The organism is Halorubrum sp. FL23, from assembly GCF_052439115.2.
GTDB classification, from domain to species: domain Archaea; phylum Halobacteriota; class Halobacteria; order Halobacteriales; family Haloferacaceae; genus Halorubrum; species Halorubrum persicum.
Window position 1 is genome coordinate 341,153 of the sequence record NZ_JBQVRO020000001.1, and the last position, 23,608, is coordinate 364,760.

At 70.4% G+C, this 23,608-nt stretch carries 26 protein-coding genes; 14 read left to right on the forward strand and 12 right to left on the reverse strand.

Annotated features, from left to right (window positions below; genetic code table 11):
* Position 1: 1 nt before the first annotated feature.
* The 4 genes from ACT4MF_RS01735 to aglJ all read right to left on the reverse strand — a co-directional run bounded on the left by ACT4MF_RS01735 (position 2) and on the right by aglJ (position 4,224).
* Positions 2-736 (reverse strand): profilin-fold protein, encoded by a 735-nt coding sequence (locus tag ACT4MF_RS01735; RefSeq protein WP_444681539.1) that lies wholly within the window; start codon positions 734-736, stop codon positions 2-4.
* Positions 737-795: 59 nt separating this feature from the next.
* Positions 796-1,947: an FtsZ/tubulin family protein gene (locus ACT4MF_RS01740; protein WP_444681540.1), complete on the reverse strand. Its 1,152-nt coding sequence runs from the start codon at positions 1,945-1,947 to the stop codon at positions 796-798.
* Between the two features lie 118 nt (positions 1,948-2,065).
* On the reverse strand, positions 2,066-3,172 hold the full coding sequence (locus ACT4MF_RS01745) for an AI-2E family transporter (protein ID WP_099254708.1): 1,107 nt from the start codon (positions 3,170-3,172) through the stop codon (positions 2,066-2,068).
* A 119-nt stretch (positions 3,173-3,291) separates the two neighbouring features.
* Entirely contained in the window at positions 3,292-4,224 is a 933-nt protein-coding gene (aglJ, locus tag ACT4MF_RS01750; protein WP_444681541.1) for an S-layer glycoprotein N-glycosyltransferase AglJ, read from the reverse strand.
* Between the two features lie 101 nt (positions 4,225-4,325).
* On the opposite strand from aglJ, the gene ACT4MF_RS01755 reads away from it, so the two are divergent.
* Positions 4,326-4,706: a DUF7522 family protein gene (locus ACT4MF_RS01755; RefSeq protein WP_099254752.1), complete on the forward strand. Its 381-nt coding sequence runs from the start codon at positions 4,326-4,328 to the stop codon at positions 4,704-4,706.
* 52 nt (positions 4,707-4,758) lie between these two features.
* Here the strand turns inward: ACT4MF_RS01755 and ACT4MF_RS01760 are convergent, their stop codons facing one another.
* Positions 4,759-5,118 carry a response regulator gene (locus ACT4MF_RS01760; RefSeq protein ID WP_099254706.1) on the reverse strand — a complete coding sequence of 120 codons (360 nt, stop codon included), beginning with the start codon at positions 5,116-5,118 and terminating at the stop codon, positions 4,759-4,761.
* A 191-nt stretch (positions 5,119-5,309) separates the two neighbouring features.
* Between ACT4MF_RS01760 and ACT4MF_RS01765 the strand changes: the two genes are divergently transcribed.
* From ACT4MF_RS01765 to ACT4MF_RS01790, 6 genes are all read left to right on the forward strand, one after another.
* Positions 5,310-6,341 (forward strand): phosphate signaling complex PhoU family protein, encoded by a 1,032-nt coding sequence (locus ACT4MF_RS01765; RefSeq protein ID WP_099254705.1) that lies wholly within the window; start codon positions 5,310-5,312, stop codon positions 6,339-6,341.
* A 107-nt stretch (positions 6,342-6,448) separates the two neighbouring features.
* A complete protein-coding gene (locus ACT4MF_RS01770; RefSeq protein WP_008004477.1) occupies positions 6,449-6,631 on the forward strand; it encodes a DUF7525 family protein in 183 nt (60 codons plus the stop codon).
* A 51-nt stretch (positions 6,632-6,682) separates the two neighbouring features.
* Positions 6,683-6,910 (forward strand): DUF7123 family protein, encoded by a 228-nt coding sequence (locus tag ACT4MF_RS01775; protein WP_007998354.1) that lies wholly within the window; start codon positions 6,683-6,685, stop codon positions 6,908-6,910.
* Between the two features lie 104 nt (positions 6,911-7,014).
* Positions 7,015-7,443 (forward strand): SRPBCC family protein, encoded by a 429-nt coding sequence (locus ACT4MF_RS01780; protein WP_099254703.1) that lies wholly within the window; start codon positions 7,015-7,017, stop codon positions 7,441-7,443.
* Positions 7,440-8,246 (forward strand): carbon-nitrogen family hydrolase, encoded by an 807-nt coding sequence (locus ACT4MF_RS01785; protein ID WP_099254702.1) that lies wholly within the window; start codon positions 7,440-7,442, stop codon positions 8,244-8,246. The genes ACT4MF_RS01780 and ACT4MF_RS01785 overlap by 4 nt, the downstream gene beginning before the upstream one ends.
* 624 nt (positions 8,247-8,870) lie before the next feature.
* A complete protein-coding gene (locus ACT4MF_RS01790; protein ID WP_444681542.1) occupies positions 8,871-9,875 on the forward strand; it encodes a presenilin family intramembrane aspartyl protease PSH in 1,005 nt (334 codons plus the stop codon).
* A gap of 14 nt (positions 9,876-9,889) precedes the next feature.
* On the opposite strand, the gene aroA is transcribed toward ACT4MF_RS01790, so the two are convergent.
* Positions 9,890-11,251, reverse strand: a complete 1,362-nt coding sequence (gene aroA / locus ACT4MF_RS01795) for a 3-phosphoshikimate 1-carboxyvinyltransferase (protein ID WP_444681543.1) — start codon at positions 11,249-11,251, stop codon at positions 9,890-9,892.
* A 154-nt stretch (positions 11,252-11,405) separates the two neighbouring features.
* Here aroA and ACT4MF_RS01800 point away from each other — a divergent pair, with 154 nt between their 5' ends.
* A complete protein-coding gene (locus ACT4MF_RS01800) occupies positions 11,406-11,939 on the forward strand; it encodes a multiprotein bridging factor aMBF1 (protein WP_099254699.1) in 534 nt (177 codons plus the stop codon).
* A gap of 38 nt (positions 11,940-11,977) precedes the next feature.
* Here ACT4MF_RS01800 and ACT4MF_RS01805 read toward each other — a convergent pair whose 3' ends face one another.
* Both ACT4MF_RS01805 and ACT4MF_RS01810 read right to left on the reverse strand, forming a co-directional pair.
* On the reverse strand, positions 11,978-12,394 hold the full coding sequence (locus ACT4MF_RS01805) for a disulfide bond formation protein B (RefSeq protein WP_444681544.1): 417 nt from the start codon (positions 12,392-12,394) through the stop codon (positions 11,978-11,980).
* Positions 12,391-13,221 carry a DICT sensory domain-containing protein gene (locus ACT4MF_RS01810; protein WP_444681545.1) on the reverse strand — a complete coding sequence of 277 codons (831 nt, stop codon included), beginning with the start codon at positions 13,219-13,221 and terminating at the stop codon, positions 12,391-12,393. The genes ACT4MF_RS01805 and ACT4MF_RS01810 overlap by 4 nt, the downstream gene beginning before the upstream one ends.
* Positions 13,222-13,373: 152 nt before the next feature.
* Between ACT4MF_RS01810 and tpiA the strand changes: the two genes are divergently transcribed.
* The 6 genes from tpiA (at position 13,374) to ACT4MF_RS01840 (ending at position 19,202) form a co-directional block, all read left to right on the forward strand.
* Positions 13,374-14,018, forward strand: a complete 645-nt coding sequence (gene tpiA, locus ACT4MF_RS01815; protein WP_444681546.1) for a triose-phosphate isomerase — start codon at positions 13,374-13,376, stop codon at positions 14,016-14,018.
* Positions 14,019-14,264: 246 nt separating this feature from the next.
* The gene (gene dnaK, locus ACT4MF_RS01820) at positions 14,265-16,196 is read left to right on the forward strand and encodes a molecular chaperone DnaK (RefSeq protein ID WP_180271729.1); all 1,932 of its coding nucleotides are present in this window, start codon (positions 14,265-14,267) and stop codon (positions 16,194-16,196) included.
* Positions 16,197-16,277: 81 nt separating this feature from the next.
* The gene (gene dnaJ / locus ACT4MF_RS01825; RefSeq protein ID WP_099254694.1) at positions 16,278-17,441 is read left to right on the forward strand and encodes a molecular chaperone DnaJ; all 1,164 of its coding nucleotides are present in this window, start codon (positions 16,278-16,280) and stop codon (positions 17,439-17,441) included.
* Between the two features lie 54 nt (positions 17,442-17,495).
* A complete protein-coding gene (locus tag ACT4MF_RS01830) occupies positions 17,496-17,816 on the forward strand; it encodes a cupin domain-containing protein (protein WP_099254693.1) in 321 nt (106 codons plus the stop codon).
* An 81-nt stretch (positions 17,817-17,897) separates the two neighbouring features.
* Entirely contained in the window at positions 17,898-18,632 is a 735-nt protein-coding gene (locus tag ACT4MF_RS01835) for a hypothetical protein (protein WP_444681547.1), read from the forward strand.
* A gap of 72 nt (positions 18,633-18,704) precedes the next feature.
* Complete coding sequence (locus ACT4MF_RS01840; protein ID WP_099254691.1) at positions 18,705-19,202, forward strand: LabA-like NYN domain-containing protein; 498 nt, start codon at positions 18,705-18,707, stop codon at positions 19,200-19,202.
* Between the two features lie 40 nt (positions 19,203-19,242).
* Here ACT4MF_RS01840 and ACT4MF_RS01845 read toward each other — a convergent pair whose 3' ends face one another.
* From ACT4MF_RS01845 to ACT4MF_RS01860, 4 genes are read right to left on the reverse strand one after another with little or no spacing between them, the layout of a single operon-like run.
* Positions 19,243-20,439, reverse strand: coding sequence for a M20/M25/M40 family metallo-hydrolase (locus ACT4MF_RS01845; RefSeq protein ID WP_444681548.1), 1,197 nt, complete (start codon positions 20,437-20,439; stop codon positions 19,243-19,245).
* Positions 20,436-21,353: a diaminopimelate epimerase gene (gene dapF, locus ACT4MF_RS01850; protein WP_444681549.1), complete on the reverse strand. Its 918-nt coding sequence runs from the start codon at positions 21,351-21,353 to the stop codon at positions 20,436-20,438. Before dapF ends, ACT4MF_RS01845 begins: the two co-directional genes overlap by 4 nt.
* A complete protein-coding gene (lysA, locus tag ACT4MF_RS01855) occupies positions 21,350-22,735 on the reverse strand; it encodes a diaminopimelate decarboxylase (protein WP_444681550.1) in 1,386 nt (461 codons plus the stop codon). The genes dapF and lysA overlap by 4 nt, the downstream gene beginning before the upstream one ends.
* Positions 22,732-23,571, reverse strand: a complete 840-nt coding sequence (locus ACT4MF_RS01860) for a 2,3,4,5-tetrahydropyridine-2,6-dicarboxylate N-succinyltransferase (RefSeq protein ID WP_444681551.1) — start codon at positions 23,569-23,571, stop codon at positions 22,732-22,734. Before ACT4MF_RS01860 ends, lysA begins: the two co-directional genes overlap by 4 nt.
* Positions 23,572-23,608: the final 37 nt, after the last annotated feature.

Below are 23,608 nucleotides of genomic sequence, written 5' to 3' on the forward strand. Positions count from 1 at the left end.
CTCAGCGTTCGACGCTCGCCAAGTCGCTCTCCAGTTCGGCGACGAACTCGTTGTACGCGTCGACGAACCCGCGGAACGAGTCGGCGTACTCGCGCACGTCGGCCGCCGACGGCGCCTCGTACTGCGAGAGCAGGTAGAGACCGCCCGATCCGCCGACGCGGAGGTACGAGACGGTCCCCTCGTCCCACTTCAGCTCCCACCGATCGCCGTCGACGCGAGCGGTGAACGTCCCGTAGTCGTCGCCCTCGTAGCGGTAGATCTCGCCGGCCATGACCGAGCAGGTGTCGCGCACGCGGTCCAGCACGCGGTCGCGCTCGGCGACGATTCCGTCGGTCGAGGCCGGTTCGGGGAACTCGGCGCTCACGCCGTCGAGGACGCCCGAGAGCGAATCTACCCACTCGTTCCACGCCGCGACGAAGTTCGCGTAGTCGTCGAGCGCGGTCGCCAGATCGGCCGGCTCGGGCGGCTGCTTCGTCGATATCACGTACACGTCCGACCCCGACTTCGGCGAGAACAGCAGGAACTCCAGCTCGCCGGCCTCGTGTTTGACGGTCCACGTCCCGCCCGGCGTCGACAGCTCCTGTCGCCCGTAGTCGCCGCCCTGCAGCCGCGCGAGCTGATAGGCGATCGTTCCCGCGTGGTCCCGCACGGCGGCGACGATCTCGTCGCGCCGGTCGGCGACCGCGTCCGTGTCGCGCACGTCGAGGTCGAGCCCGAGGTCGGCGTGGGTTGTCACGGGCGTACTGGGCGCCTCACGCGGTTAACGAGTTCGGGTCGGGCGGAGCCGGGACCCCATCACGCGATCGACTCCCGGATCTCCCGGACGCGAGGCGGTTCGTCGACCCCCGAACGCACGACCAGCGCGAACACCTCGTCGCCGCCCGGGACCGGGGCGTCGCCGCTCAGAATCGCGCCGGAGCCGGTCTCGTCGGCGAGCCACCGCCGCCCGTCGGCGATCGCCTCGCGGTTGAGCCACGCCGGCGGCCCGCCGACCACGAGCAGGGTCCGGTCCGCCCGCCCGTCCGGTACCTCGACGGTGTTTTTCCCGCGAGCCGCCTTGCGGATCGTCGTCTCGATCGCCGACACCGCTTCGCTCGTGTCCACGTCCGCCGGCTCCGAGGCGCCGAACAGCCCGAGCCCGAACCGCGACCCCGACTCGGGCGGCTCGACCGCCTGCGTCGCGTGGCCGATGGCGGCGATCTCCCCGTCGTCTCCGACCGCGCGCGCCACGTCGCTCGCGTCGAGCACCTGCTGGGGCGTCGACTCCGCGTCGTCGGCTTCCCCGGCGCCGAACAGCGCCGCCATCCGATCGGCGACGACGGCGTTCAGTCGGTCGCGGGCGTCGGCGATCGTCTCGCCCGGACGGAGCCACGCGTCGTTGTCGAACGGGAAGACCGCCGCGCACCGCTCCGACAGCGCGTCGAGGGTCCGCGCCGCGTTCTTCTCCGCGAGGGGGCGCTCCGGAGGTCGCCCCTCGGCGTCGTCCCCGGACCCGCTCGTGTGGGGAGGCTCGGGCTCGCCGCGCTCGGACTCCGCGGGCGTCGGGAGCAGTCCGACGGCGTAGACGGGGACGTCGTAGAGCCGCGTCAGCTCCTCGGCCAGCGCCGGCGCGACGCCCGCACCCGCGCCGCCGCCGAGCCCCACGACGAGGACGAACGCCTCCGCGAGCGACGGCTGCTGGTCGTCCATCGCTCGGCTGAGCTCGCTGGCGTGGGCGTCGCCGAGCCGCCGGGCCGCGTGGAGGTCGCCGTCGAGCCCGCCACCGCCGGCCGCGTCGCCGAAGCGGTACCGGCGGGACTCGTCGATCGACCGGAGGGCGTCGAGCGCGCTCGCGTCGGTGTCGAACGCGTTGACGCCCTGCAGGAACCGGTCCCCGTCGCCGTCGGCGACGAGCCGGTCGGCGATCCGACCGCCCGCGCCCCCGAGACCGATGACGTGTACTCGCATACGTCACTCCGGTCGTCGAGCGGGGGTTTATCTCTTCGGCCCGAGGCCGGGCGGCGGCCCAGAGCGCGCCGGCCGAGCCGCGTCAGCCAGGGCACGCCGAGCCGGCGCCGCCCGCCGGTCAGAACTCGTCGAGCCGGCGCTGCCCGCGCGGCATCGACGGACCGGTCTCCTCGGTGTCGCCCCCGAGGAGCCGTATCAGGGCGGTGTCGGCGAACGTGAGCGCCAACACGAGCACGATCGGGGCGAGGAACAGCCCGTGGAACCCGAACACGACCGGGCCGAAGATGTACGCCAGCATGAGCAGCCCGACGTGCGTCGTCTTCCCGCTGAAGTAGGGCCGGAGCACGATGTCGGGGATCGTGTCGACGACGATCGCGGAAACGACGAGGAACCCGGCGACGTACACGAGCGCGGCGACCTCGTCGGCGAGGACCGACGGGACCGCGGTCACCGCCGCGAGCGGGACGTACACGATCTTCATCCCGATCACGGGGATCAGGCTCGCGATGCCCGTGAGCGCCCCCGCGAGCGCGGGGTAGGGGACCTCGACGATTTCGGGCGCGACCACGTTGTAGCCGGTGTACGTCACGACGGCGATGATCGAGATGGCGATGACGTTGAGCAGGTTCCCGTACAGCACCGCCTCCAGCTCTGCGTCGACCGCTTCGAGGTACTCGCGGACGACGGCGTCGTCGTCGAACGTGAGCAGCCAGTCGTGGAACTTCGAGCCGTCGAGCAGCAGGTAGTAGGTGACGACGATCGTGATGAGGAGGTTCAGCGTGAGCCCGGAGAGCACGCCCGCCAGCAGCCCCGCCTGCTCGGAGACGAACTCGATGAGCGGGTCGAGCTGGCCGGACTGGTACGCCTGCATGATCCCCTCGAACGTCGGGTTCGAGAGCGCGGCGAGGTCGCCGACCCACGAGTTCTCGGCCCCGACCGTCTCGGCGACCGGATACCGCTCGATGAACCGGCGCGCTTCGACCAGCAGGAGGAGCACGGTGTAGCTCAGGAGCCCGATAAGCGGGATACCGATCAGCGACAGCGAGGCCACCGCCCTGACCCGCGCGGGGAGCCGGAAGCGCTCGAGGCGGTGGTAGAGTCGCCGGGTGGAGTAGTAGAGGAAGACGGCGACCGTGAGCGGGGCGACGAACCGATAGGCGATGAACCCGACGAGCAGCGCGACGACGAGACCGAAGAGGGCGATGACGAACCGCTTTTCGTCCATGGCGGTTCCTCTCTGTGGTCGGACATAAACTATGGGGGCTCGATAGGGACCGCGACGGAGGGAACGCGGCCGGGGACGGACGAGGCGAGGAGGAGCGGTGCGGGAGCGGCGATCGACGCTTACCGCTCCGATCCGTCGTCGACCGCGCGCTCGTAGCGAGCCACCTGCTCGCGGTGGAGCGAGAGGATCATGTCGGCGAGGAATCCGAAGATCAGAAGCTGGATCCCCAAGATTGCGGCGCCGACGGCGCCGATCGAGATTATCTCGTGGGTGATCCGGTTGACGACCCAGTCGTAGAGCACGTATCCGGTCATGAGCGCCCCGGCGCCCGTCAACACCGCGCCGAGGCTCCCGAAGTAGAACAGGGGGTTGTTCGTCTTCGCCTTCCGGTACAGTTCGAGGAAGATCACGCCGCCGTCGCGGACGGGGTGCAGATTGGTCGCAGAGCCGCCGGGGCGCTCGCGGTAGGTGATCGGGACGACCGCGACCGACTGTTGGTTCTTCACGCACTCGACCGCCATCTCGGTCTCGATCCCGAACCCGTCGGCGGTGAGGTGGAGTCTGCGGAACGACTCCCGGGTGAACGCGCGGTACCCGGAGAGGATGTCTCGGTAGGACTCGCCGTGGATGACGCGGAACGAGGCGTTGATGATCCGGTTCCCGATCCGGTTCAGCCGCGTCATCGCGCCCGGTCGCATGTCGGCGAAGCGGTTTCCGATGACGTGGTCCGCCTCGCCCGACAGCAGGGGATCGAGCATCGCCTCGGCGTCGCCCGCGTCGTACGTCGCGTCCGCGTCGGCCATCACGACGTACCGCGCCTCGATGTGGTCTCGGACCGCCTCTCTGACCGCCTGTCCCTTTCCTCGCCCGGACTGCTCGACGACGCGCGCGCCCGCCCCTCGGGCCGCCTCCTGCGTGCCGTCCGCCGATCCGCCGTCGATGACGAGAACCTCGTCGAGCCCGGCGTCGCGGAACGCCTCGACGACGCGCGCGACCGTCTCGACTTCGTCCATCGTCGGCAGCAAGACGCAGACGTCGTCGTACTCACTCATTACGGGGGTGATATCAGGGGAGTCGCTAAACTCTGTCCCTCCGCGTCGGATCCGCTGCGGACACCCATACGCTCATGTACCAGACGATCGATCGTGGTAGCATGCCACACCCACCGGACGAGAGCGTCGAGGAGCTGCTCAGCGCCGCGCGGACCGCCATCGGAGACGAGCTGCGGAGCCTCACGTACTTCACCGAGGGCGACGTCGAACAGCTCTACCTCCGCAGCGATCTGAGCCGGACCGCCGACCTCGTCGGCTTCGCGGAGAGCGAGCGACACGGGTTCCACGCGCAGTCGCTGTACGCCGACACCCAGCTCGGCGACTACCGGTTCACGGTTCGCGTCTTCGAGAACGGCTACCTCACCCGCGTTATCAACAACGGCCACGGGGTGTGGGTGACGACCGATTCGATGGACATCGACCGCTTCGAGGAGCTCGCGAGCGCGCTCGCGTCGATCCTGCGGTCGTTCGATCCGGCCTAAGGGGACCTGCGATCCCTCGATCCGACGCGAGAGCGGCGCCGACCGCGAGGTTTCACGCGAAGTGGCTCTGCATCTCGGGAACCAGCTTGTCGGCGTCGACCGGTTTCGTCACGTAGCCGTCGGCGCCGGCTTTCACCGCCTCCATCATCTTCTCCTGCTGGTCGACGCTCGTGCACATCACGATCACCGCGTCCGGCCAGCGTTCTTTGATCGCGGCGGTCGCCTCGATCCCGGTCATCTCGGGCATCACGACGTCCATCGACACCGCGTCCGGTTCGTACGCTTCGAACAGCTCCACCGCCTCCGCACCGTTCTCGGCCTCGCCGACCACCTCGAAGGGGCCCTCCAGCGCGTCCCGAACGACGGTCCGCTGGAACGAGGAGTCGTCGACGACGAGTACCCGCTCGGTCATGCCCCACCGTCGGCGGCAGAACGGCATAAACGCGCGGATCGCCTCGTAGTCGGTGAACACTCGCCCTTCGCGCAGCCGGTGAGCACCTCACTCCCTTTCGCCGGCAAATCGAGAATATCCCTTGTATATTCGACAAAGCGTATAATGGACATAGGAACAAGGTTAAGGTGTATCCGGCGGTATCAACCCGTATGGAAACGCGGAAAGTCCAGCGGTTGGGACCGTCGACGCTGGCGATGACTCTCCCGGCTGAGTGGGCGAAGGAACACGGTGTCAACAAGGGCGACGAGGTCTCGCTGCGGATGGGCGGCAAGGGCACGCTCACGGTCCTTCCGGAGTCCGTGAGCACGGAGGAGTCGGAGGCCGTTATCAACGCGGACGCGCTGGACGCGCGCTCGCTCGAACGCGCCATCGTCGCGCAGTACGTTCTGGGGCGGCGCGTGATCCACGTCCGTAGCGAGGGGACGCTCGACAGCGAACACATCAACGCCGTCTACAAGGCGGAAACGCAGCTGATGGGACTCGGCGTCATCGAGGAGACGCCCGCGGACATCTCGATCCGGTGTTCCGTCGACCCCGAGGACTTCACCCTCGACAACCTGCTCGAGCGACTGGAGAACACGGGGTCCACGATGCGCGGCGAGGCCGTGAAGGCGCTCGCGCACGGCAATCCCGACCTGGCTCAGCGCGCGCTCAACCGCGAGCGGCAGGCGAACAAGATCTTCGTGCTCCTGCTCCGGCTCATCTTCACGGCGTACCAGAACCCGAACCTCGCCCGCGCGGTCGGGTTAGAGGAGGGGTTCCCGCTCATCGGCTACCGGTCGGTGGCGAAGAACCTCGAACTCACCGCCGACAACGCGGAGGACATCGCCGACATCGTGATGGAGGCCGAGGGCCACACGCTCGACGTCGACAGCGCGACGATGCGGCAGATCCGAGAGTTCACCGATCAGGTGGACGACCTGACCGCGCTGGCGGTGCGGGCGGTCGTCGAGCGGGACTACGATCTCACGGTCGAGTGCCGGGAGCTGTTCGTCCGGCTCGAAGACCGCGAACAGGAGATCCTCGGCGAGCTCCCGAGCGACCTCGACAACGACACGCTGTTGATGACCCGCGAGGTGCTCGTCAGCCTGCAGCACACCGCGGAGTACGCGATGCGGAACGCCGAGATCGCCGCCAACCTCGCGCTCAACGAGGAGTCGGAGCACGTCGAGATCATCTAGTCGGAGCGCGTCGAGAACAGCCGATCAGGGACCGGGCCGCGCCCTCCGCTTCGGCTCTAACTCCCCGCGTTCGCATGAACTAAGTAGTCGCCCGCAAAGCGACGAGTATGAGCGAGGCATCCATCGAGTCTGACAAGGAGATTGGCGTGGCGCTCGCGTTGGGCGCAATCGCGGTTGTCGGCGCCGTCGTGATGTTCGGCCACCCGTCGCAGCTCGGGAAGGCGTGGGGGTTCGGGGCGGCGTTCGTCTTCGCCCTCTGCTCGGTCGTCGCCGTCCAGATTTTCGACTGAGCGCGGTCCCGACGAGAAACCGTTAAGAACGTTTGACGCCTACCTACAGACATGAGCGAGTACACCGAGGAGGAGCAGCGCATCCTCGCGTACCTCACGGACAGCGTCACCCGTGGCGAGCGGTACGTCCGCTCGAAGACGATCGCCGACGCTATCGGCCTCACCGCCAAGCAGGTCGGCTCGCGACTCCCCCGGCTCGCCGAGAAGTCCGACGACGTGGACATCGAAAAGTGGGGTCGCGCGCGGTCGACGACGTGGCGCGTGACGCCGCAGGGCTGAGACGGCGACCCGTTCGCCTGCGTTCGCCCCCACTCGCCCCGCGCGGTTGCGACCGCGGTGCCGACTCGCGTGCTTTTAACTCCCGTAGTCCCAAACGGAAGCGTATGACCGTCCGAGTTTCCCGGACGTTCGAGTTCGACGCCCCCGCCGAGGACGTGTGGGCGTTCATCTCGGATGCCGAGCAGCGCGCAGGGGCGATAAGCGTCGTCGACACCTTCGAGGTACACGGCGACGGGCGAGCGACGTGGCACGTCGCGCTCCCGATCCCGATGATCCGGTCGACCATCTCCGTCGAGACGGAGGAGGTCGAGCGCGACCCGCCGACGCGGGTGAAGTTCGTCGGCAAGTCGCGGGGGTTCCGCGTCACCGGCGAGCACACGATCACCGAGACCGACGGCGGCTGCCGGCTGGCCAACGAGTTCGTGGTCGACGGCCGGCTGCCGGGCGTCGAGTCCTTCTTCGAGCGCAACTTCGACGAGGAGCTCGACAACTTGGAAGACGCCCTGCGGGCGTCGCTCGGAACGACGGCATGAGACTCGCCTGCGTCCAGCTCGGCGTCGAGGGCGGCGCCGTCGAGGACAACGTCGCGGCCGCGATCGAGGCGGTCCGCGAGGCCGCGGCGGACGGGGCCGACCTGGTCGTGCTCCCGGAGCTGTTCGACGTGGGGTACTTCGCGTTCGACTCCTACGCCCGCGCGGCCGAGAGCCTCGCGGGTGACCGGCTGGGTCGGTTCGCCGCGGTCGCCGCCGAGGCCGACGTGAACGTGCTGGCGGGGACCGTCGTCGAGGACCTCGCTGCGTCCGCGAGCGACGGGATCGACGTCCCGGCCGACGAGGGGCTCGCGAACGCGGCGGTGCTGTTCGATCGGAGCGGAGAGCGGCGGCTCGTCTACCGGAAGCGCCACCTCTTCGGGTACGGGTCCGAGGAGACCTCGCGGATGGTCCCCGGCGAGCGGGCACCCGTGACCGAGTTGGAGGGCGTGCGCGTCGGGGTGACCACCTGTTACGACCTCCGGTTCCCCGAGCAGTTCCGGCGGATGGTCGAGGCGGGCGTCGACTGCGTCCTGGTGCCGAGCGCGTGGCCGTACCCGCGGGTTGAGCACTGGCGGACGCTCGGCCGGGCGCGAGCGATCGAGAATCTGGCCTACGTCGCGGCGGTCAACGGGAGCGGCGCGTTCGACGGCGACACGCTCTGTGGTCGGACGACCGTCTACGATCCGTGGGGAACGACGCTGGCGTCGGCGGGCGAGGAGCCGACGACCGTGACCGCCGAAGTCGACCCGGACCGCGTTGCCGCGGTGCGCGAGGAGTTCCCCGCACTGCGCGACCGTCGGTGACCACGGACCGTCTCATTTATACGGGAGAAGCGATTAGTCTCGGTTGCCGAAGTCCGACGCTTTTCTCGTTGGAGTTCGGCGACAAAACCACGCGCCCGTCCCGACCACTCGGGCGGCGACGCCGGTAACAGCCCGGGGGTCCGCTGTTCGGCCGCCGCCCGCCCGCCTCCCGTCGTTCAACCGTTCGCTCCGCGGTTCACCGTTTGCCACCTCACCTTCGCCTCTCGCCGCCTTCGCCTCCGCTCCCGTTTTTCGAACGCCACGCAGTCGTTGACTCGCGTTTCGTGGCCCCACGTCTCGCCCGCCGGTCACTCCCGACGGCGGGGGCCGGCGCGACTCTCGGAATCAACATCGATAACTGGGGCGATAGCTACTTACCTCGCTCGCGGCAGCAGGTAAACGCCGCGGACGAATCCGGTCGGCCCCACCCCGTTTCCGGGCGGGCCGGCCGAAGACTCGCTTCCACCGTCCGTCGTCCGTCGGCTTTCGGGTTCGGGTTCACCCGCTCCCACACCGTACCCGATCCCGTTTCTCTACGCGCACTGGCCTCCCGTAGCGGCCGGACGGGTCCGACCCGGAGCGAAACGCAAGGACGAAACCCTCCGATCCCGAACAGACGGTCGAATGTTCCCCCGCGAGTACCGCGGCGTCGCCTTCGTCGTGGGCCTGTTCCTCGTCGTCCAGTTGGGCGCGTTAGCGCTGGTGCCGGAGTTCGCCGAGAGCGGCTACCAAGCGGTCGAAAACCCGGAGAACCCGACGAACAGCCTCGTGTACATCGCCGCGATCATCGCCATGACCGGGGTGATGCTCGCCGCGTTCCGCTACGACCTCGATCAGGGGATCCGGCTGCTGATCGTCGGCGTCTCCGCGTGGCTCTCGTGGTACGTCTTCTCGGCGGTGCTCTCCCCCCTCGCGGCCGCCGTGCCCGCGGTCGCGGTCGGCGTCGCCCTGCTCGCGTACCCCGAGTGGTACGTGATCGACGCCGCCGGCGTGTTGATGGGAGCGGGCGCGGCGGGGTTGTTCGGCATCTCGTTCGGGCTGTTGCCCGCGCTGCTGCTGTTGGCGTTCCTGGCGATCTACGACGCGATCTCGGTGTACGGCACCGAGCACATGCTGTCGCTCGCGGAGGGCGTGATGGACCTGAACATCCCGGTGGTGCTCGTGATCCCGCTGTCGCTTTCGTACTCGCTTCTGGGGGAGGAGCCGGAAGGCGAGGACGACTCCGTGACCGCCGACGGCGACGACGCCGACGGCGATCCCGACACCGACACCGACGACGCCGAGGGCGCGGACGCCGACGTCTCGGAGCCGACCGACATCGAGGATCGCGACGCGTTCTTCATCGGCCTCGGCGACGCCGTGATCCCGACGGTGCTCGTCGCGAGCGCGGCGACGTTCTCGCCGGCCGAGACCCTCTCCGTGCCCCTGATCGGGGTCAACGCCCCCGCGCTGCTCGCGATGGTCGGGAGCCTCGCGGGGCTGTTGGTGCTGATGAGCTGGGTGATCAAGGGACGGCCGCACGCCGGGCTCCCCCTGCTCAACGGCGGGGCGATCGGCGGCTACCTGATCGGGTCCGTCGTCGCCGGCGTGCCGCTGATCGAGGCGGTCGGCCTCGCCGGGTTCCTGTAGGTCGCAGGCGCGCGCTACTCGCTCTCGCCGTCGCGCTCGACGGCCATGCCGAGGTCGGCCATCGCGTCGAAGAAGTTCGGGAAGGAGACGTCGACGTGCTCGCCGCCGCGGATCGTCGTGGTGCCCTCGGCGACCAAGGCGGCCACCGCGAGCGACATCACGATCCGGTGGTCCGCGCGCCCGTCGACGCTCGCGCCCCGGAGGTCGCTCTCGGAGCCGTGGACCGTCAGCGTGTCTTGCTCCTCGGTCGTCTCGGCGCCCAGCTTCTCCAGCTCCTCGGCCATCGCGGCGACGCGGTCGGTCTCCTTGTACCGGACGTGTTCGCAGTTCGTGATCCGGGTGTCGCCCTCGGCGACCGCGCCCAGCGCGGCGATGGTGGGAAGCAGATCCGGCGTGTCGCCCACGTCGACCTCGACGCCGGAGAGGTCGGCGCGTCGAACGGCGATGACGCCAGCCTCGCGGTCCCACTCGGTGTCCGCGCCCATGCGCTCGGCGATCTCGACGATCGCGGAGTCGCCCTGCGCGCTCGGCACGGCGCCCTCGATCCGGACGGCCTCGCCGGGCTCGGCGGCGACGGCGCCGGCGGCGACCAGATACGAGATCGAGGAGAAGTCGCCGGGGACGGTGTAGCTCCCGTCCGCGGGCGCGTACGACTGCCCGCCGTCGACGACGAAGCCCGCGGCGCCGGCCGCGCCGTCGAGCGCCGACCCGCCGTCGTCGACCGGCGTGGCCTCGACCCCGAAGTCATCGAGTAGTTCGAGCGTGATGTCGACGTACGGGGCCGATTTGAGGGGTGTCGTCAGATCGATCTCGACGCCCGCCTCGGTGACCGCGCCGGCCATCAGCAGGGCGGTGACGTACTGCGAGGAGACGTCGCCGGGGATCGCGACCTCGCCGCCCGCGAGCGGTCCGGAGACGACGAGGGGCGCCTGCCCGTTCCCGCGGGTCGACTCCGCGCGCACGCCGAGGTCGCCGAGCGCCTCGAGGAGCGGCCCCTGCGGGCGCGACCGAAGCGATCCGTCGCCCGTCAACACCGTGGTCCCGTCCGCGAGCGCGGCCGCGGCGGTGACGAGTCGCATCGTCGTCCCGGAGTTCGCGCAGTCGATCACGTCGCCCGGGACGGCGGGTCGACCGCCGAACCCGTCGACGACGAGCGCGTCGGCGTCGTCGATGTCGGTCGCCGACTCCGGCTCGACCCCGCCGCCGAAGGCGGTCACGGCTCGGGCGGTCGCCTTCGTGTCGGCCGAGACGAGCGGGGAGCGCACGGTCGCACCGTCGCTGTACCCCGCCGCCAGCAGCGCGCGGTGCGTGTAGCTCTTCGAGGGCGGCGCACGGGTGGTCCCCCGAACGGTCGAACTGGTTACGTGAACGTCCATACTACCTCTGCCGCCCGCGGCGACAAGTGGGTACCGGCCGCGGCACGATTCTGCGGTCCGACCGGCACCGGGTGAGGGGGAACAGCGCGGAGCGACCGGCCCGTCGGCGGCGCCCGGCGCACCCTTTATACCACCGGGAGCGCTACCGTCGCGTATGCCCCAGTGTGAGATGTGTGGCGCCGACCAGGCCTCGCTGACGACGACGAAGGTCGAAGGCGCCGAGCTGGAGCTGTGTAGCTCGTGTACGGACTTCGGTACCGAGGTCCGCGACGAGTCCACCGGCTCCGGCGGCAGCAAGTACTCCACGAGTTCGAGCACCGGGAAGTCGTCCGGATCCTCCTCCGGCTCCTCGGGCGGGTCGTCCCGGTCGTCGGGCGGCTCAACGCGTCCGCGCGACATGTTCGACGACATGGACGAGATCGCCACCGACTACGACGACCAGATCCGGAACGCCCGCGAGTCCCGCGGCCTCAGCCAGGAAGAGCTGGCCGACCAGCTCAACGAGAAGGCGAGCCTCATCCGGAAGCTGGAGCGCGGCGACACGCTCCCCACCGACGACATCCAGCGGAAGCTGGAGAGCGCGCTCGACATCTCGCTGGTCGAGGGCGAGTCGGTCGACGACGCCGACTGGGACGGCGGCGACGCCGGGACGATGACGCTCGGCGACGTGGTCAAGCGGAAGGACTGACCGCGGCTTCTCCCGGGCGTCGCTCTGAGCTCCGACGATTACCGCCGACCGATCCGAACCCACACTCCCGCGAGCAGAGCCACGAGCAGTCCGAACGCGACGAGCGAGAGGTTCGGGATCCTGAACCCGATCGCGGGGCTCTGCCACTGCACGGTCGCGCACGGGCCGCCGAGCGTGCACTCCGTCTGCGTCGCCTGGAGGAACGAGTGATAGGCGGCGAGAGCCGTACCGAGAGCCGCGAGCGGCAGGGCGGTCCTGACGACCGCCGGTCGTCGCTCGCCGGCCGCGACGCCGAGCACCACGACGAGCGGGTACATGAGGATCCGCTGGTACCAGCACAGATCGCAGGGCGTGAGCCCGAGTCCGAGGCTGAACCAGAGGCTCCCGCCCGTCGCGATCGTCGCGACGAGCGTGGCGACCGACAGCCAGGCGGTCGTCTCGGCCGCCCGATTCACACCGTCGCTCCGCCGTCGTCGGTCTGTTCCGAGCCGCCGTAGCGATCGGTCAGGTAGTCGATGATGTAGTCGACCGTCTCGGGATCGTAGCTCCAGAACCCGTAGAACTCTCCCGGGGCGCGCTCCTCGGCGAGCAGCGCGCACTTCGCGTCGTCGTACCCGCCGCCGTCGTACGCGACGAACCACGTCTCGCGGATCTCGGCGGTCTCGCCGACGTGGACGGTGTAGTGTTCCACGTCCGGGGCCTCGCCCTCGTCGGCGGCGTACGCGTGCACGTCGAGACGGTCTTTCCCGCCGAGGATATCGTAGGTGTCCGTCTCGCCGGTGAGCACGTCGAGCGTCTGAAAGCCGGCGTGAAGCTCCCCGTCTCCGACCCGCCACGCGCGGTCCTCGATCTCGCGGGAGGCGGCCACCATGTCCGCGCGCGAGTAGGAGGTGAACATCGTCTCGTCGAGGTGGTCTAACACCGGACCCCCGACGCGCTGGCCGACTGTCTCCCCGTCACCCCGGTCGGTGGTCTCCCCGTCACCCCGGTCGGCGGTCTCTCCGTCGCCCCGCGCTCCGGCCTCCGTCTCGCCGCCTTCCGCGGTCCCGGGTTCGTCAGACCCCGGCAGTAGCTCGCCGACGGGCACGGCCGTGACGAACTCGCCGTCGCGCGCGAGCACGGCGAATCCCTCCGGACCCGCGGCGGTCTGGTCCTCGGCGACCCGTATGTTGCGGTCGGCGAAGTGCGCCCGGAGTTCGTCCGTGATCTCCGGGTCGGCGTTGAAGACTGTCAGCGTGGCCTCGTGAGCTTCCACGCCGGCGATGAGCTCGATGAGGGACATCCCTTGCCGGACCCACAGTAGCGGGGTATAAGGTCGTTTCTGCTTTCGGGGTGGTGATCCGCCCCGAACGCGGGCGCCGAGGGCGTCGGGCACAGGCGGAGGAGCGTCGCCGGAGTATGAAGCTATTTGCGCCGCGCCCCCCGAATGGGGGTATGTTCATCTTGGTGAACCTCAAGGCGTACCTGTGTGATCCGATCGAAGTCGCGACCGCCGCCCGCGACGTGGCGGAGGCGTCCGGCGCGCGGATCGCGGTCTCCCCGCAGGCCGCCGACATCGCCCGCGTCGCCGACACTGGCGTCGAAACGTGGGCGCAGCACGTCTCGCCGAACGCGCACGGCTCCCACACCGGGTCGACCCTCGCCGAGGCGGTCGCCGACAACGGCGCCGAGGGGACGCTGATCAACCACTCCGAGAACCGCCTGAAGCTCGCCGACATCGACGGCTCCGTCCGCGCGGCCGACCGCGCCGACCTGGAGACGATCGTCTGTGCGAACAACCCCGCGCAGGTCGGCGCCGCCGCCGCGCTCGGCCCCGACGCGGTCGCCGTCGAGCCGCCGGAGCTCATCGGCGGCGACATCTCCGTCTCGACGGCCGACCCCGGAATCGTCGAGGACGCGGTTTCGGCCGCCGAGGCCGTCGATCCTACGGTCGACGTGTTCTGCGGCGCCGGCGTCTCGACGGGCGACGACGTGGCCGCCGCCGGCGACCTCGGCGCCGCCGGCGTCCTGCTGGCCTCCGGCGTGGCGAAGGCCGACGACCCGGAAGCCGTGCTCGAAGACCTGGTCGGCGGGATCTGAAGGGCGCGCGGCGGGCTCCGCGAGACGGGGATCTATTTCTGCGAACGCCTCACCAGCTGGCGGTGCCCGAACTCGCGACGCCGGCGACGGGGCGCGAGTTGCTGCGCTTGCGGATCGATATAAAAACACCGATGTGACGCGTTCACACGATCGCGGAAATCGCACGACAGCACCGGGATCGGCTGTGCGCTCGAATCGTGCCGTCTAGTAACCTTTAACCGACACAAGCCGGTACATTTGGGTAAGATGGCGAGCAACAAGATCCTCGGTATCGACCTCGGTACCACCAACTCCGCGTTCGCGGTGATGGAAGGCGACGAGCCCGAGATCATCGCCAACGCGGAAGGCGACCGAACCACCCCGTCGGTCGTCGCCTTCGCCGACGACGGCGAGCGACTCGTCGGGAAGCCGGCGAAGAACCAGGCCGTCCAGAACCCCGACCGCACGATCCAGTCGATCAAGCGGCACATGGGCGAGGACGGCTACACCGTCGAGATCGGCGACGAGGAGTACACGCCCGAGCAGGTGTCGGCGATGATCCTCCAGAAGATCAAGCGCGACGCCGAGGAGTACCTCGGCGACGACGTCGAGAAGGCGGTCATCACCGTCCCCGCGTACTTCAACGACAAGCAGCGGCAGGCGACCAAAGACGCCGGCGAGATCGCCGGCTTCGAGGTCGAGCGCATCGTCAACGAGCCGACCGCGGCCTCCATGGCGTACGGCCTCGACGACGAGTCCGACCAGACCGTCCTCGTCTACGACCTCGGGGGCGGGACGTTCGACGTGTCGGTCCTCGACCTGGGCGGCGGCGTCTACGAGGTCGTCGCCACGAACGGGGACAACGACCTCGGCGGCGACGACTGGGACGAGGCGCTCATCGACCACCTCGCCGACGAGTTCCAGAACAACCACGGGATCGACCTCCGCGAGGACCGGCAGGCGCTCCAACGGCTGAAAGACGCCGCCGAGGAGGCGAAGATCGAGCTGTCGAACAAGAAGGAGACCACCGTCAACCTCCCCTTCATCACCGCGACCGACAGCGGCCCGGTCCACCTCGAGCAGTCCGTCACCCGCGCCACGTTCGAGAACCTCACCTCCGACCTCATCGAGCGCACGGTGAACCCGACCGAGCAGGCGCTCGCCGACGCCGACTACTCGAAGTCGGACATCGACGAGGTCATCCTCGTCGGCGGCTCCACCCGGATGCCGCAGGTCCAGGAGAAGGTCGAGGAGCTCGTCGGCCAGGAGCCGAAGAAGAACGTCAACCCGGACGAGGCGGTCGCGCTCGGCGCGGCGGTCCAGGGCGGCGTGCTCTCCGGCGACGTCGACGACATCGTGCTGCTCGACGTGACCCCGCTCTCGCTCGGTATCGAAGTGAAGGGCGGCCTCTTCGAGCGGCTCATCGAGAAGAACACCACGATCCCGACCGAGGAGTCGAAGGTGTTCACCACGGCCGCGGACAACCAGACCTCCGTCAACGTCCGCGTCTTCCAGGGCGAACGCGAGATCGCCGAGGAGAACGAGCTGCTCGGCGCGTTCCAGCTCTCCGGCATCCCGCCGGCGCCCGCCGGAACCCCCCAGATTGAGGTCTCCTTCAACATCGACGAGAACGGCATCGTCAACGTCGAGGCCGAGGATCAGGGCTCGGGCAACGCCGAGTCGATCACCATCGAGGGCGGCGTCGGCCTCTCCGACGAGGAGATCGAGGAGATGCAGGAGGAAGCCGAGAAGCACAAGGAGGAGGACGAGGCCCGCCGCGAGCGGATCGAGGCCCGCAACGAGGCCGAGACGACGATCCAGCGCGCCGAGACCCTCCTCGAGGAGAACGAGGAGGAGCTCGACGACGACGAGCTCGTCGCCGACATCGAGGCGGCCATCGAGGATGTCGAGGAGGTCCTCGAAGACGAGGACGCCGAGACCGACGAGATCGAGTCCGCCACCGAGGCGCTCACCGAGGAGCTACAGGAGATCGGCAAGCAGATGTACGAGGGACAGGCCGCGCAGGCCGGTCCGGGCGGCGCGGGCGGTGCCGCCGGCGCCGGACCCGGCGGCATGGGTGGCATGGGCGGCGCCGGTCCGGGCGGTGCGGGCCCCGGCGGTGCCGGTCCCGGCGCCGACGGCGACGACGAGGAGTACGTCGACGCCGACTTCGAGGACGTGGACGACGACGAAGAGTAGCCACCGGACACCCTCCCTTCGGACGCGCCGCGTAGCACGATCAGATACGAACGACACATCACCGAACAACGAACGTAACGCATGAGCGAAGATTTCTACGACATCCTCGGCGTATCGCGGGACGCCAGCGAGGAAGAGATCAAGAAGGCGTACCGCAAGCAGGCCGCCGAACACCACCCGGACGTCAGCGACGACGACGACGCCGAGGAGCGGTTCAAGAAGATCCAGAAGGCCAAGGAGGTGCTTACCGACGAGCAGAAGCGCCAACAGTACGACCAGATGGGCCACGACCGATTCACGGAGGCCGACAAGCGCGGCGCGACCGGCGGCGGCCCCGGCGGTGCGGGCGGCCCCTTCGGCGGCGCGGGGGGCGCCGGCGGTGCCGGCGGCTTCGAGGACATCTTCAACCAGTTCTTCGGCGGTGGCGGCGGCCGCGGCGGCGGCGGTGGCGGCGGCAACCGTCCCCGTCAGGGGCAGGACCTCCGGACCGGGCTCACGATCGACTTGGAGGAGGCGTTCGAGGGCGCGACCAAGGAGCTCACGCTCACGCGACCGACCGCCTGTGACACCTGCGACGGCGCGGGCCACCCGCCCGACGCCGACGTGGAGACCTGTCCGCAGTGTAACGGCCGCGGGCAGGTTCAACAGGTCCAGCAGACGCCGCTCGGCCGCGTCCAGCAGACCTCGACGTGTCCCCGCTGTGATGGCGAGGGCGAACTGTACAGCGAGGACTGCGCCGACTGCGGCGGCGACGGCGTCGCCCGAGAGGAGGCGACGCTCTCGGTCGAGATCCCGGCGGGGATCCGCTCGGGGCAGAGCCTCCGGATGGAGCGCGAGGGCGCGCCCGGCGAGAACGGCGGCCCCAACGGCGACCTGCTGATCGAGGTCGACGTCGACATCGGCGACCGGTTCGAGCGCGACGGCGACGACCTCCGGGTGAACGAGGCGGTCTCCTTCCCGCAGGCCGTCTTCGGCGACACCATCGAGGTCGAGACGGTCGACGGCAGCGTCGAGATGGACGTGCCGGCCGGCACCCAGAGCGGCGAGACGTTCCGCCTCAAGGGGAAGGGGATGCCCCGGCTCCGCCGGCGCGGGCGCGGCGACCTCTACGTGCAGGTCGGCGTCGTGATTCCGGAGTCGCTCAACGAGGAACAGCGCGAGGCGCTGGAGGCGTTCGCCGAGGCCGGCGGCGAGGACGTCGACGTCGGCGGCGGCTTCTTCGAGAAGCTGAAGAGCTCCTTCTAGCGACGCGCCTTCGCCGACCCGTACCTTTTCCGCGGTTCGGACCCATGGTCAGGTATGGGCTACGACGCGACCACCTACGACGACGTGGAACCGCGCGCCCCCGGCATGTACTTCCTCCGCGACGCGCTCGACTGCGAGGAGCTGGGAGTCACGGTCGTCGAGGCCGACGACGGCTGGGAGGGGATGGAACACGACCACGCCGACGCCGGTCAGGAGGAGGTGTACGTGCTGCTCCACGGCGAGGCGACGCTCACCGTCGACGGCGACCCCGTCGAGCTCGGTCCCGGCGACGCGGTCCGAGTGGACGCCGACTCCACCCGCGACCTGACGTTCTCCGCGGACGGGTCGAAGATGGTCATCGCCGGCGCGCCCTGAGCGCCCCTCGGTCGACCCCCGAATCGCGCGGCTCGGGAACGCCTCCGCGTTTTTAAGTCTCACCCGCCCCGAGCACCGCGTATGGATGTCGTCGGCGACTTACTCGACCGCGACCGACGGAGCCGCGACACCGCGCTCGTCACGGCCGACGGGCGCGAGCGCACGTATCACGACCTGATCACGAACGCGTACAAGGCCGCCAACGTGTTGCGCTATCTCGGCGTCCGCGAGGGGGCGACCGTCGCCGTCGAGCCGACGCCGAGGCTCCACACGACCCTCGCCTTCCTCGGCGCCGCGGGGCTGGGCGCTCCGGCCCGGTTCGACCCCGCCGCGGGGATCGAACGGGGCGATCGCGTGGTCCTCGTCGCCGTCGCGGACGAGGCGGCGACCGAGCCGGCCCCCGGAACCAACCTCGTCGCCTTCGGCGGCCCGCCGGACCGCCCCGAAACCACGCACTGGGAGCAGGAGCTGTGGAGCGAGAACCCGGGAATGCCCCCGAGCCCGGTCGGTCCGGACGATCCGGTCGTGCGTACCGTCGACCGCGAGGTCACCCACCGCGACCTCCTCGCGGCGGCCGCCTCGGTCGTCGAGAGCGACGGGATCGACGCCGACACCCGCGTCGTCCTCCGGAGCGATCTGTCGGACCCGCGGGCGCTGGCCGCCGGCGTGGTCGCGCCGCTGTCGGTCGGCGGAACGGTCGTGTTGACGGAGGGCCAGGAGAGCGAGTCCCGCGGCGATCTCGCGGTGACCGTCGACAACGGGGAGGGACCGCCGGAGCCGCGGCGAGCGACGCTTCCCGCGCTCGGGGACCGCTGACTCCGGGGCCCGATCGGTTGGTTGCCGGGAACGGATCCCAAAACCCCTAACCCAGCGGGTCGAACGGGGCGTATGACCGAAATCCACCCCGACCAGCGCGTCGCGGTGCTCGCCGACTCGCAGAACCTGTACCACTCCGCACAGAGCGTGTACTCGCAGAACATCGACTACTCGGGACTGCTGGAGGAGGCGGTGAACGACCGGTCGCTCGTTCGGGCCATCGCGTACGTGATCCGCGCCGACTCGCCGGAGGAGGAGAGCTTCTTCGAGGCGTTGCGCGACATCGGCTTCGAGACGAAGATCAAGGAGATCAAGACGTTCGCCGACGGGTCGAAGAAGGCCGACTGGGACCTCGGGATGAGCCTCGACGCCGTCTCGCTGGCGAGCCACGTCGACACCGTCGTGCTCTGTACCGGCGACGGCGACTTCGCTCGGCTCTGCTCGCACCTCCGCCACGAGGGGGTCCGCGTCGAGGCGATGGGGTTCGGCAACTCCGCCGCCGACGAGCTGATCGAGGCCGCCGACGACTTCATCGACCTCGCGGAGAAGGAAGAGACGTTCCTGCTGTAGGAGACCGAAGTCGACGAGCCCCGCCGGCCTCCTGGCGCCGCTACCCGTCCGCAAGCAGCCCCGACACCGCGCGCTTGACCGCCGCCGCGGCCGCCGCCACCTCGCGGACGCGGACGTACTCCCGCTCGGCGTGCGCCACCGCGCCGGCGTCGTCCGCGAGGTCGCCGGGACCGAACACGACCGTCGGCGCCGGGGCGAAGTACGACGCCTCCGTCGCCGCGCCGAAGGGGCGGACCGCGCCGCCGCGGGACGCCGAGAGTCCGACGGAGTCGGCGGCGCTCCGGGCCGCGGTCGCGACCGTCTCCACCAGTTCGTGGTCCGGGTCCGTCGAGAACGCCTCGAAGAACGGCGACTCGCGGTCCGTCAGCGCGACGCCGACTCCAACGTCGTCCGGCGTCGACTCCCGGACCGCGTCCGCGAGCGACGACCGGAACCCCTCGGCGGTCTCCGGCGGGACGCTCCGGCGGTCGACCGTGATCGCACAGTCCGCGGGCACCTGATTCGTCGCGCCGCCGCCCTCGATGACGGTCGGCGTGAGCTTCGGCGGCCCGAGCTGGGGGTGTTCGTCGCTCCCGTCGTCGAACGTTCGGATGGCCGCGAGCGCGCCCTCGGCGGCCGCGACCGCGTTCGCCCCCGCGAACTCCGCGGCGTGGGCGGCGGTCCCCGACAGCTCGACGGTCCCCTGAAACCGCCCCTTCGCGGCGGTACAGGCGTCGAGGCCGGTCGGTTCGCCGACCAGGAACAGATCGCCGTCGAGCCGGTCCGCGGTGCCGGGCGAACGCCCGGTCAGCGCCGCCGCGCCGAGCGACAGCGACTCCTCGTCCGGAGTGAGCGCGAGGGTGAGCCGCCCGCGCTCCGGGTCAGCGGCGAGGAACCCGGCGAGCAGCGCCGCGAGCGGCCCCTTCGCGTCGCAGGCGCCGCGGCCGCGGATCACATCTTCGGGGGCGTCGCCCGCGGCGGGGCCGCCTCGCTCGTCCGCGGCCGCTTCCCCACGTTCGAACGGGACGTGCGGCGTCACGGTGTCGAGGTGCGTGTTCAACACGAGGTGCGGCCCGGCGGCGGGGGCAGCCGACCGCTTCTCGGCGAGCACGCAGCCGCCCGCGACGACCTCACAGTCGACGCCGAACCGGTCGAGCGTCTCGACGACGAGCGCGCGCATCTCGTCGACCGACTCGTGAGAGGGGGTCCGTACCGCCGTCTCGAGGAACGAGACCGGGTCGAACGCCGCCTCGCTCATTGCGGGTCGGCGGGGAGGGTCCCCTCGTACTCGTGGGCGACGGGGCCGGTCAGCGTCGCGTGGCCGCGGGCGGGCACCGTGATCTCGAGTTCGCCGCCCGGGGGACGGCTGACCGCCGACTCGCCGTCGATCAGGCCGAACCGTTGCGCGACCGCGACGATCGCGACCGCGCCGGTGCCACAGGAGCGCGTCTCGCCCTCGACGCCGCGCTCGAAGGTGCGCTGGTCGATGACGGCGGGGCCGTCGCCGGACCCGTCGTCGACGACGCTCGCGAGGTTGACGTTCGCGCCCTCGGGGAACGCGTCGGCGTGACGGACCGCCGGAGCGACCGCGTCGAGGTCGACCGTGTCGATCCCGTCGGGGTCGTCGCGGCCGCCGTCGACGAACGCCACGGCGTGCGGGACGCCGGTGTTGACGGCGGTGACGGTCAACCCTTCGACCGGCTCGTCGACCAGCGGTTCGTCGCGGGCGACGGGGACCCGCGCGGGGGCGAACGTCGGCTCGCCCATCTCGATGGTGGCCGCGGTCGCGTCCGCGTTCACGGAGGCGCGCCGAGTGCCGGCCTGCGTGTCGATCATGAACTCGCGGTCGCCGGTCCGGTCGTGGGCCCACCGGGCGACGACGCGGGCGCCGTTGCCGCACATCGTCGCCGTGGAGCCGTCGGGCTGGACGAGCGTCATCACGACGCGAGTGGGGTTGAAGCGCTCCTCGACGCTGAGAAAGAGGACGCCGTCGGCGCCGCGTCCTCCGTCGCTCTCGGCTCCGAAATCGGCCCCGGCGGCGCCCGTCTCGCGGTCGCAGTGGGCGCGCGCGAACGCCGCGCGGTCGCCGACGACCTCGGCGTCGGCGTCGACGACGAAGAAGTCGTTGCCCGTGCCGTGGTACTTCTCGAACGGGACGGCGTGGGCGCTCATCGGCCCGCCCCCGTTCGGTCGGACCGGTTCGGTCGGTCCGTTCGGTTCGAAGTCGCGTCCCGCTCGACCGTCGTCAGATCGGCGAGCGTCTCGCGGCGGCGGACGACAGCCGCGGTCTCGTCGTCGAGTGCGACCTCAGCCGGTCGCGGTCGTGAGTTGTATTGGTTCGCCATTTCGTATCCGTACGCACCCGCGATTCCGACCGCGAGGAGGTCCCCGCGGGCCGGATCGGCGAGCGCTCGGTTCCTACAGAGTGTATCGCCGGTCTCACAGATAGGTCCGGCGACCGTGACAGGGGTTGCCGACCGGTCGTCGGGGGCCGGGGCGTCGGTCCCGTCGGATCCGCGTCCGCCCCCGAGGTTCCGGATCGGGTGGTAGGCGTCGTACATCGCCGGGCGAAGCAGGTCCGTCATGCCGGCGTCGACGCCGACGACGCGCTCGTCCGGCGTCGGCTTCACGGTGTTCACGCGCGTCAGGAGCACCCCAGCGTCGGCGACGACGTACCGTCCGGGTTCGATCGCGAGGTCCACGCCCGCGGGCAGGGGTGCGACCGCCTCCCGAGTCGCCTCGGCGACCGCCGGGAGGTCGAGCGGCGGCGCGTCCTCCCGGTAGGGGACGCCGAAGCCGCCGCCGACGTCGACGTACTCGATGTCGACGGGGGGTTCGGCGCCCTGTGGCTCCGCCAGCTCCCGCGCCAACTCGCCCATTCGCGCCACCAGCTCGCGGTGGCTGTCGAGCTGGTCCGGGTCGATGCCGGAGCCCGCGTGCGCGTGGACGCCGACCACGTCGAAGCGCTCGGCCGCGTCACGCGTCGCGGCCGCGGCCCGGTCGTACGGGATCCCGAACTTCGCCGCGCCGCCGGTCTTGACCTTCTCGTGGTGGCCCGCGCCGACGCCGGGGTTCACTCGGACACAGACCCGCCCGTCGTAGCCGCGCTCCGCCAGCCGGTCGAGGGTGTCGACCGCGCCGACGGTGACCGTGAGGCCCGGCTCCGCCTCCGCGACGCCGACGACGTAGTCGAGGTCGCGGGCGGGCGGGTTGACCGCGGTGTAGTGGAGGCGGTCCCCGCCGAAGCCGGCCGCAAGTGCGCGGTCGACCTCGCCAGCGGAGGCGCACTCGGCGTCGAGGCCCGCCTCGCGAACGGCCTCCAACACGGACCGGCCGGTGTGGGCCTTCACCGCGTACCGCACGTCGGCGTCCGGGAACGCCCCGCGCAGGCGCTCGCAGTTCTCGCGGACGCGGTCGAGGTCCTGCACGTAGAGCGGGGTGCCGTGTTCGCTCGCGAGCGCGGCGAGGCGGTCGGCGTCCCAGTCGCTCACGCGCCGGACCGAGGGGTTGGCGTCGGGTTCGGCGGTCGGTCCCGCGGCCGCGTCGTCGCTCATTCGCGGAGCGCGTCCTCCCGCTGCGTCGCCTCGAGCGTCTCCTCCTCGACGTGGGTCGCGACGACCGCGGGCTTGTACGCGCCGCCCTCGAACAGGTCGTGGTCGCCGACGGACGACTCCACCATCCGGGTGAACGCGCGGCGCTCGGCCGGGAGGTGGCCGTAGATGACTTCCTCCTCGACGAGGTCGTAGACGGGGATGCGCGGGGTCAGCAGGGTGTTCTCGCCGACGATGCTGTTCTCGCCGACGCGGAACCCGCTCGTGACCCGACAGCCGGCGCCGAGCGAGACGCCGTCCTCGACGATCACCGGCGCGTCCTCGACGGGTTCGAGGACGCCGCCGATCAGCGTGTTGGCGCCGAGCTTGACGTTCTCGCCGAGCTGGGCGCAGGAGCCGACCGTATCACACGAGTCGACGAGCGTCCCGTCGCCGACGTACGCGCCCATGTTGACGAACGACGGACTCATCATGATGCAGTCGCTGCCGAGGTACGCCCCCCGGCGGATCGCCGTCCCGTCCGGCGTGTTTCGCGTGCCGCGCTCGCCGAGGTCGTCGGTGTCGCGCAGCGGGAGCACGTCGTGGTAGGTCACCCCGCCGTACTCTCGCGCCTCGGTCTCGCGCAGGCCGAAGTTGAGCAGGATGCCCCGCTTGACCCACTCGTTGGCCTCCCACGAGGTCACGTCGTCGCCGGTCTTCTCGGCGGCGCGGACCTCGCCGGCCTCGAGGGCGGCGAGGAACTCGTCGACGACGGCGGCGTCCTCGTCGGTCGCGTCGGCGGCGGTCAGCCCGTCCTGATAGCGGTCCCACAGATCGGATACGTCGGCTTCCAGCGTCATTGATTGGTGTATGGATGAGTGTCGGTATTTATTCGTC

What these genes read in the sequence shown, in the direction of transcription:
- ACT4MF_RS01770 (WP_008004477.1), top strand. Translation starts at nt 6,449, where the DNA reads ATGAGCGAGGCATCCATCGAGTCTGACAAGGAGATTGGCGTGGCGCTC.
- ACT4MF_RS01785 (WP_099254702.1), top strand. Translation starts at nt 7,440, where the DNA reads ATGAGACTCGCCTGCGTCCAGCTCGGCGTCGAGGGCGGCGCCGTCGAG.
- ACT4MF_RS01835 (WP_444681547.1), top strand. Translation starts at nt 17,898, where the DNA reads ATGGATGTCGTCGGCGACTTACTCGACCGCGACCGACGGAGCCGCGAC.
- ACT4MF_RS01765 (WP_099254705.1), top strand. Translation starts at nt 5,310, where the DNA reads ATGGAAACGCGGAAAGTCCAGCGGTTGGGACCGTCGACGCTGGCGATG.
- ACT4MF_RS01860 (WP_444681551.1), bottom strand. Translation starts at nt 23,571, where the DNA reads ATGACGCTGGAAGCCGACGTATCCGATCTGTGGGACCGCTATCAGGAC.
- ACT4MF_RS01740 (WP_444681540.1), bottom strand. Translation starts at nt 1,947, where the DNA reads ATGCGAGTACACGTCATCGGTCTCGGGGGCGCGGGCGGTCGGATCGCC.
- aroA (WP_444681543.1), bottom strand. Translation starts at nt 11,251, where the DNA reads ATGGACGTTCACGTAACCAGTTCGACCGTTCGGGGGACCACCCGTGCG.
- lysA (WP_444681550.1), bottom strand. Translation starts at nt 22,735, where the DNA reads ATGAGCGACGACGCGGCCGCGGGACCGACCGCCGAACCCGACGCCAAC.
- dapF (WP_444681549.1), bottom strand. Translation starts at nt 21,353, where the DNA reads ATGAGCGCCCACGCCGTCCCGTTCGAGAAGTACCACGGCACGGGCAAC.
- dnaK (WP_180271729.1), top strand. Translation starts at nt 14,265, where the DNA reads ATGGCGAGCAACAAGATCCTCGGTATCGACCTCGGTACCACCAACTCC.
- ACT4MF_RS01755 (WP_099254752.1), top strand. Translation starts at nt 4,326, where the DNA reads ATGCCACACCCACCGGACGAGAGCGTCGAGGAGCTGCTCAGCGCCGCG.
- ACT4MF_RS01800 (WP_099254699.1), top strand. Translation starts at nt 11,406, where the DNA reads ATGCCCCAGTGTGAGATGTGTGGCGCCGACCAGGCCTCGCTGACGACG.
- ACT4MF_RS01775 (WP_007998354.1), top strand. Translation starts at nt 6,683, where the DNA reads ATGAGCGAGTACACCGAGGAGGAGCAGCGCATCCTCGCGTACCTCACG.
- ACT4MF_RS01745 (WP_099254708.1), bottom strand. Translation starts at nt 3,172, where the DNA reads ATGGACGAAAAGCGGTTCGTCATCGCCCTCTTCGGTCTCGTCGTCGCG.
- ACT4MF_RS01830 (WP_099254693.1), top strand. Translation starts at nt 17,496, where the DNA reads ATGGGCTACGACGCGACCACCTACGACGACGTGGAACCGCGCGCCCCC.
- aglJ (WP_444681541.1), bottom strand. Translation starts at nt 4,224, where the DNA reads ATGAGTGAGTACGACGACGTCTGCGTCTTGCTGCCGACGATGGACGAA.
- tpiA (WP_444681546.1), top strand. Translation starts at nt 13,374, where the DNA reads ATGTTCATCTTGGTGAACCTCAAGGCGTACCTGTGTGATCCGATCGAA.
- ACT4MF_RS01780 (WP_099254703.1), top strand. Translation starts at nt 7,015, where the DNA reads ATGACCGTCCGAGTTTCCCGGACGTTCGAGTTCGACGCCCCCGCCGAG.
- ACT4MF_RS01840 (WP_099254691.1), top strand. Translation starts at nt 18,705, where the DNA reads ATGACCGAAATCCACCCCGACCAGCGCGTCGCGGTGCTCGCCGACTCG.
- ACT4MF_RS01810 (WP_444681545.1), bottom strand. Translation starts at nt 13,221, where the DNA reads ATGTCCCTCATCGAGCTCATCGCCGGCGTGGAAGCTCACGAGGCCACG.
- ACT4MF_RS01845 (WP_444681548.1), bottom strand. Translation starts at nt 20,439, where the DNA reads ATGAGCGAGGCGGCGTTCGACCCGGTCTCGTTCCTCGAGACGGCGGTA.
- ACT4MF_RS01760 (WP_099254706.1), bottom strand. Translation starts at nt 5,118, where the DNA reads ATGACCGAGCGGGTACTCGTCGTCGACGACTCCTCGTTCCAGCGGACC.
- dnaJ (WP_099254694.1), top strand. Translation starts at nt 16,278, where the DNA reads ATGAGCGAAGATTTCTACGACATCCTCGGCGTATCGCGGGACGCCAGC.
- ACT4MF_RS01790 (WP_444681542.1), top strand. Translation starts at nt 8,871, where the DNA reads ATGTTCCCCCGCGAGTACCGCGGCGTCGCCTTCGTCGTGGGCCTGTTC.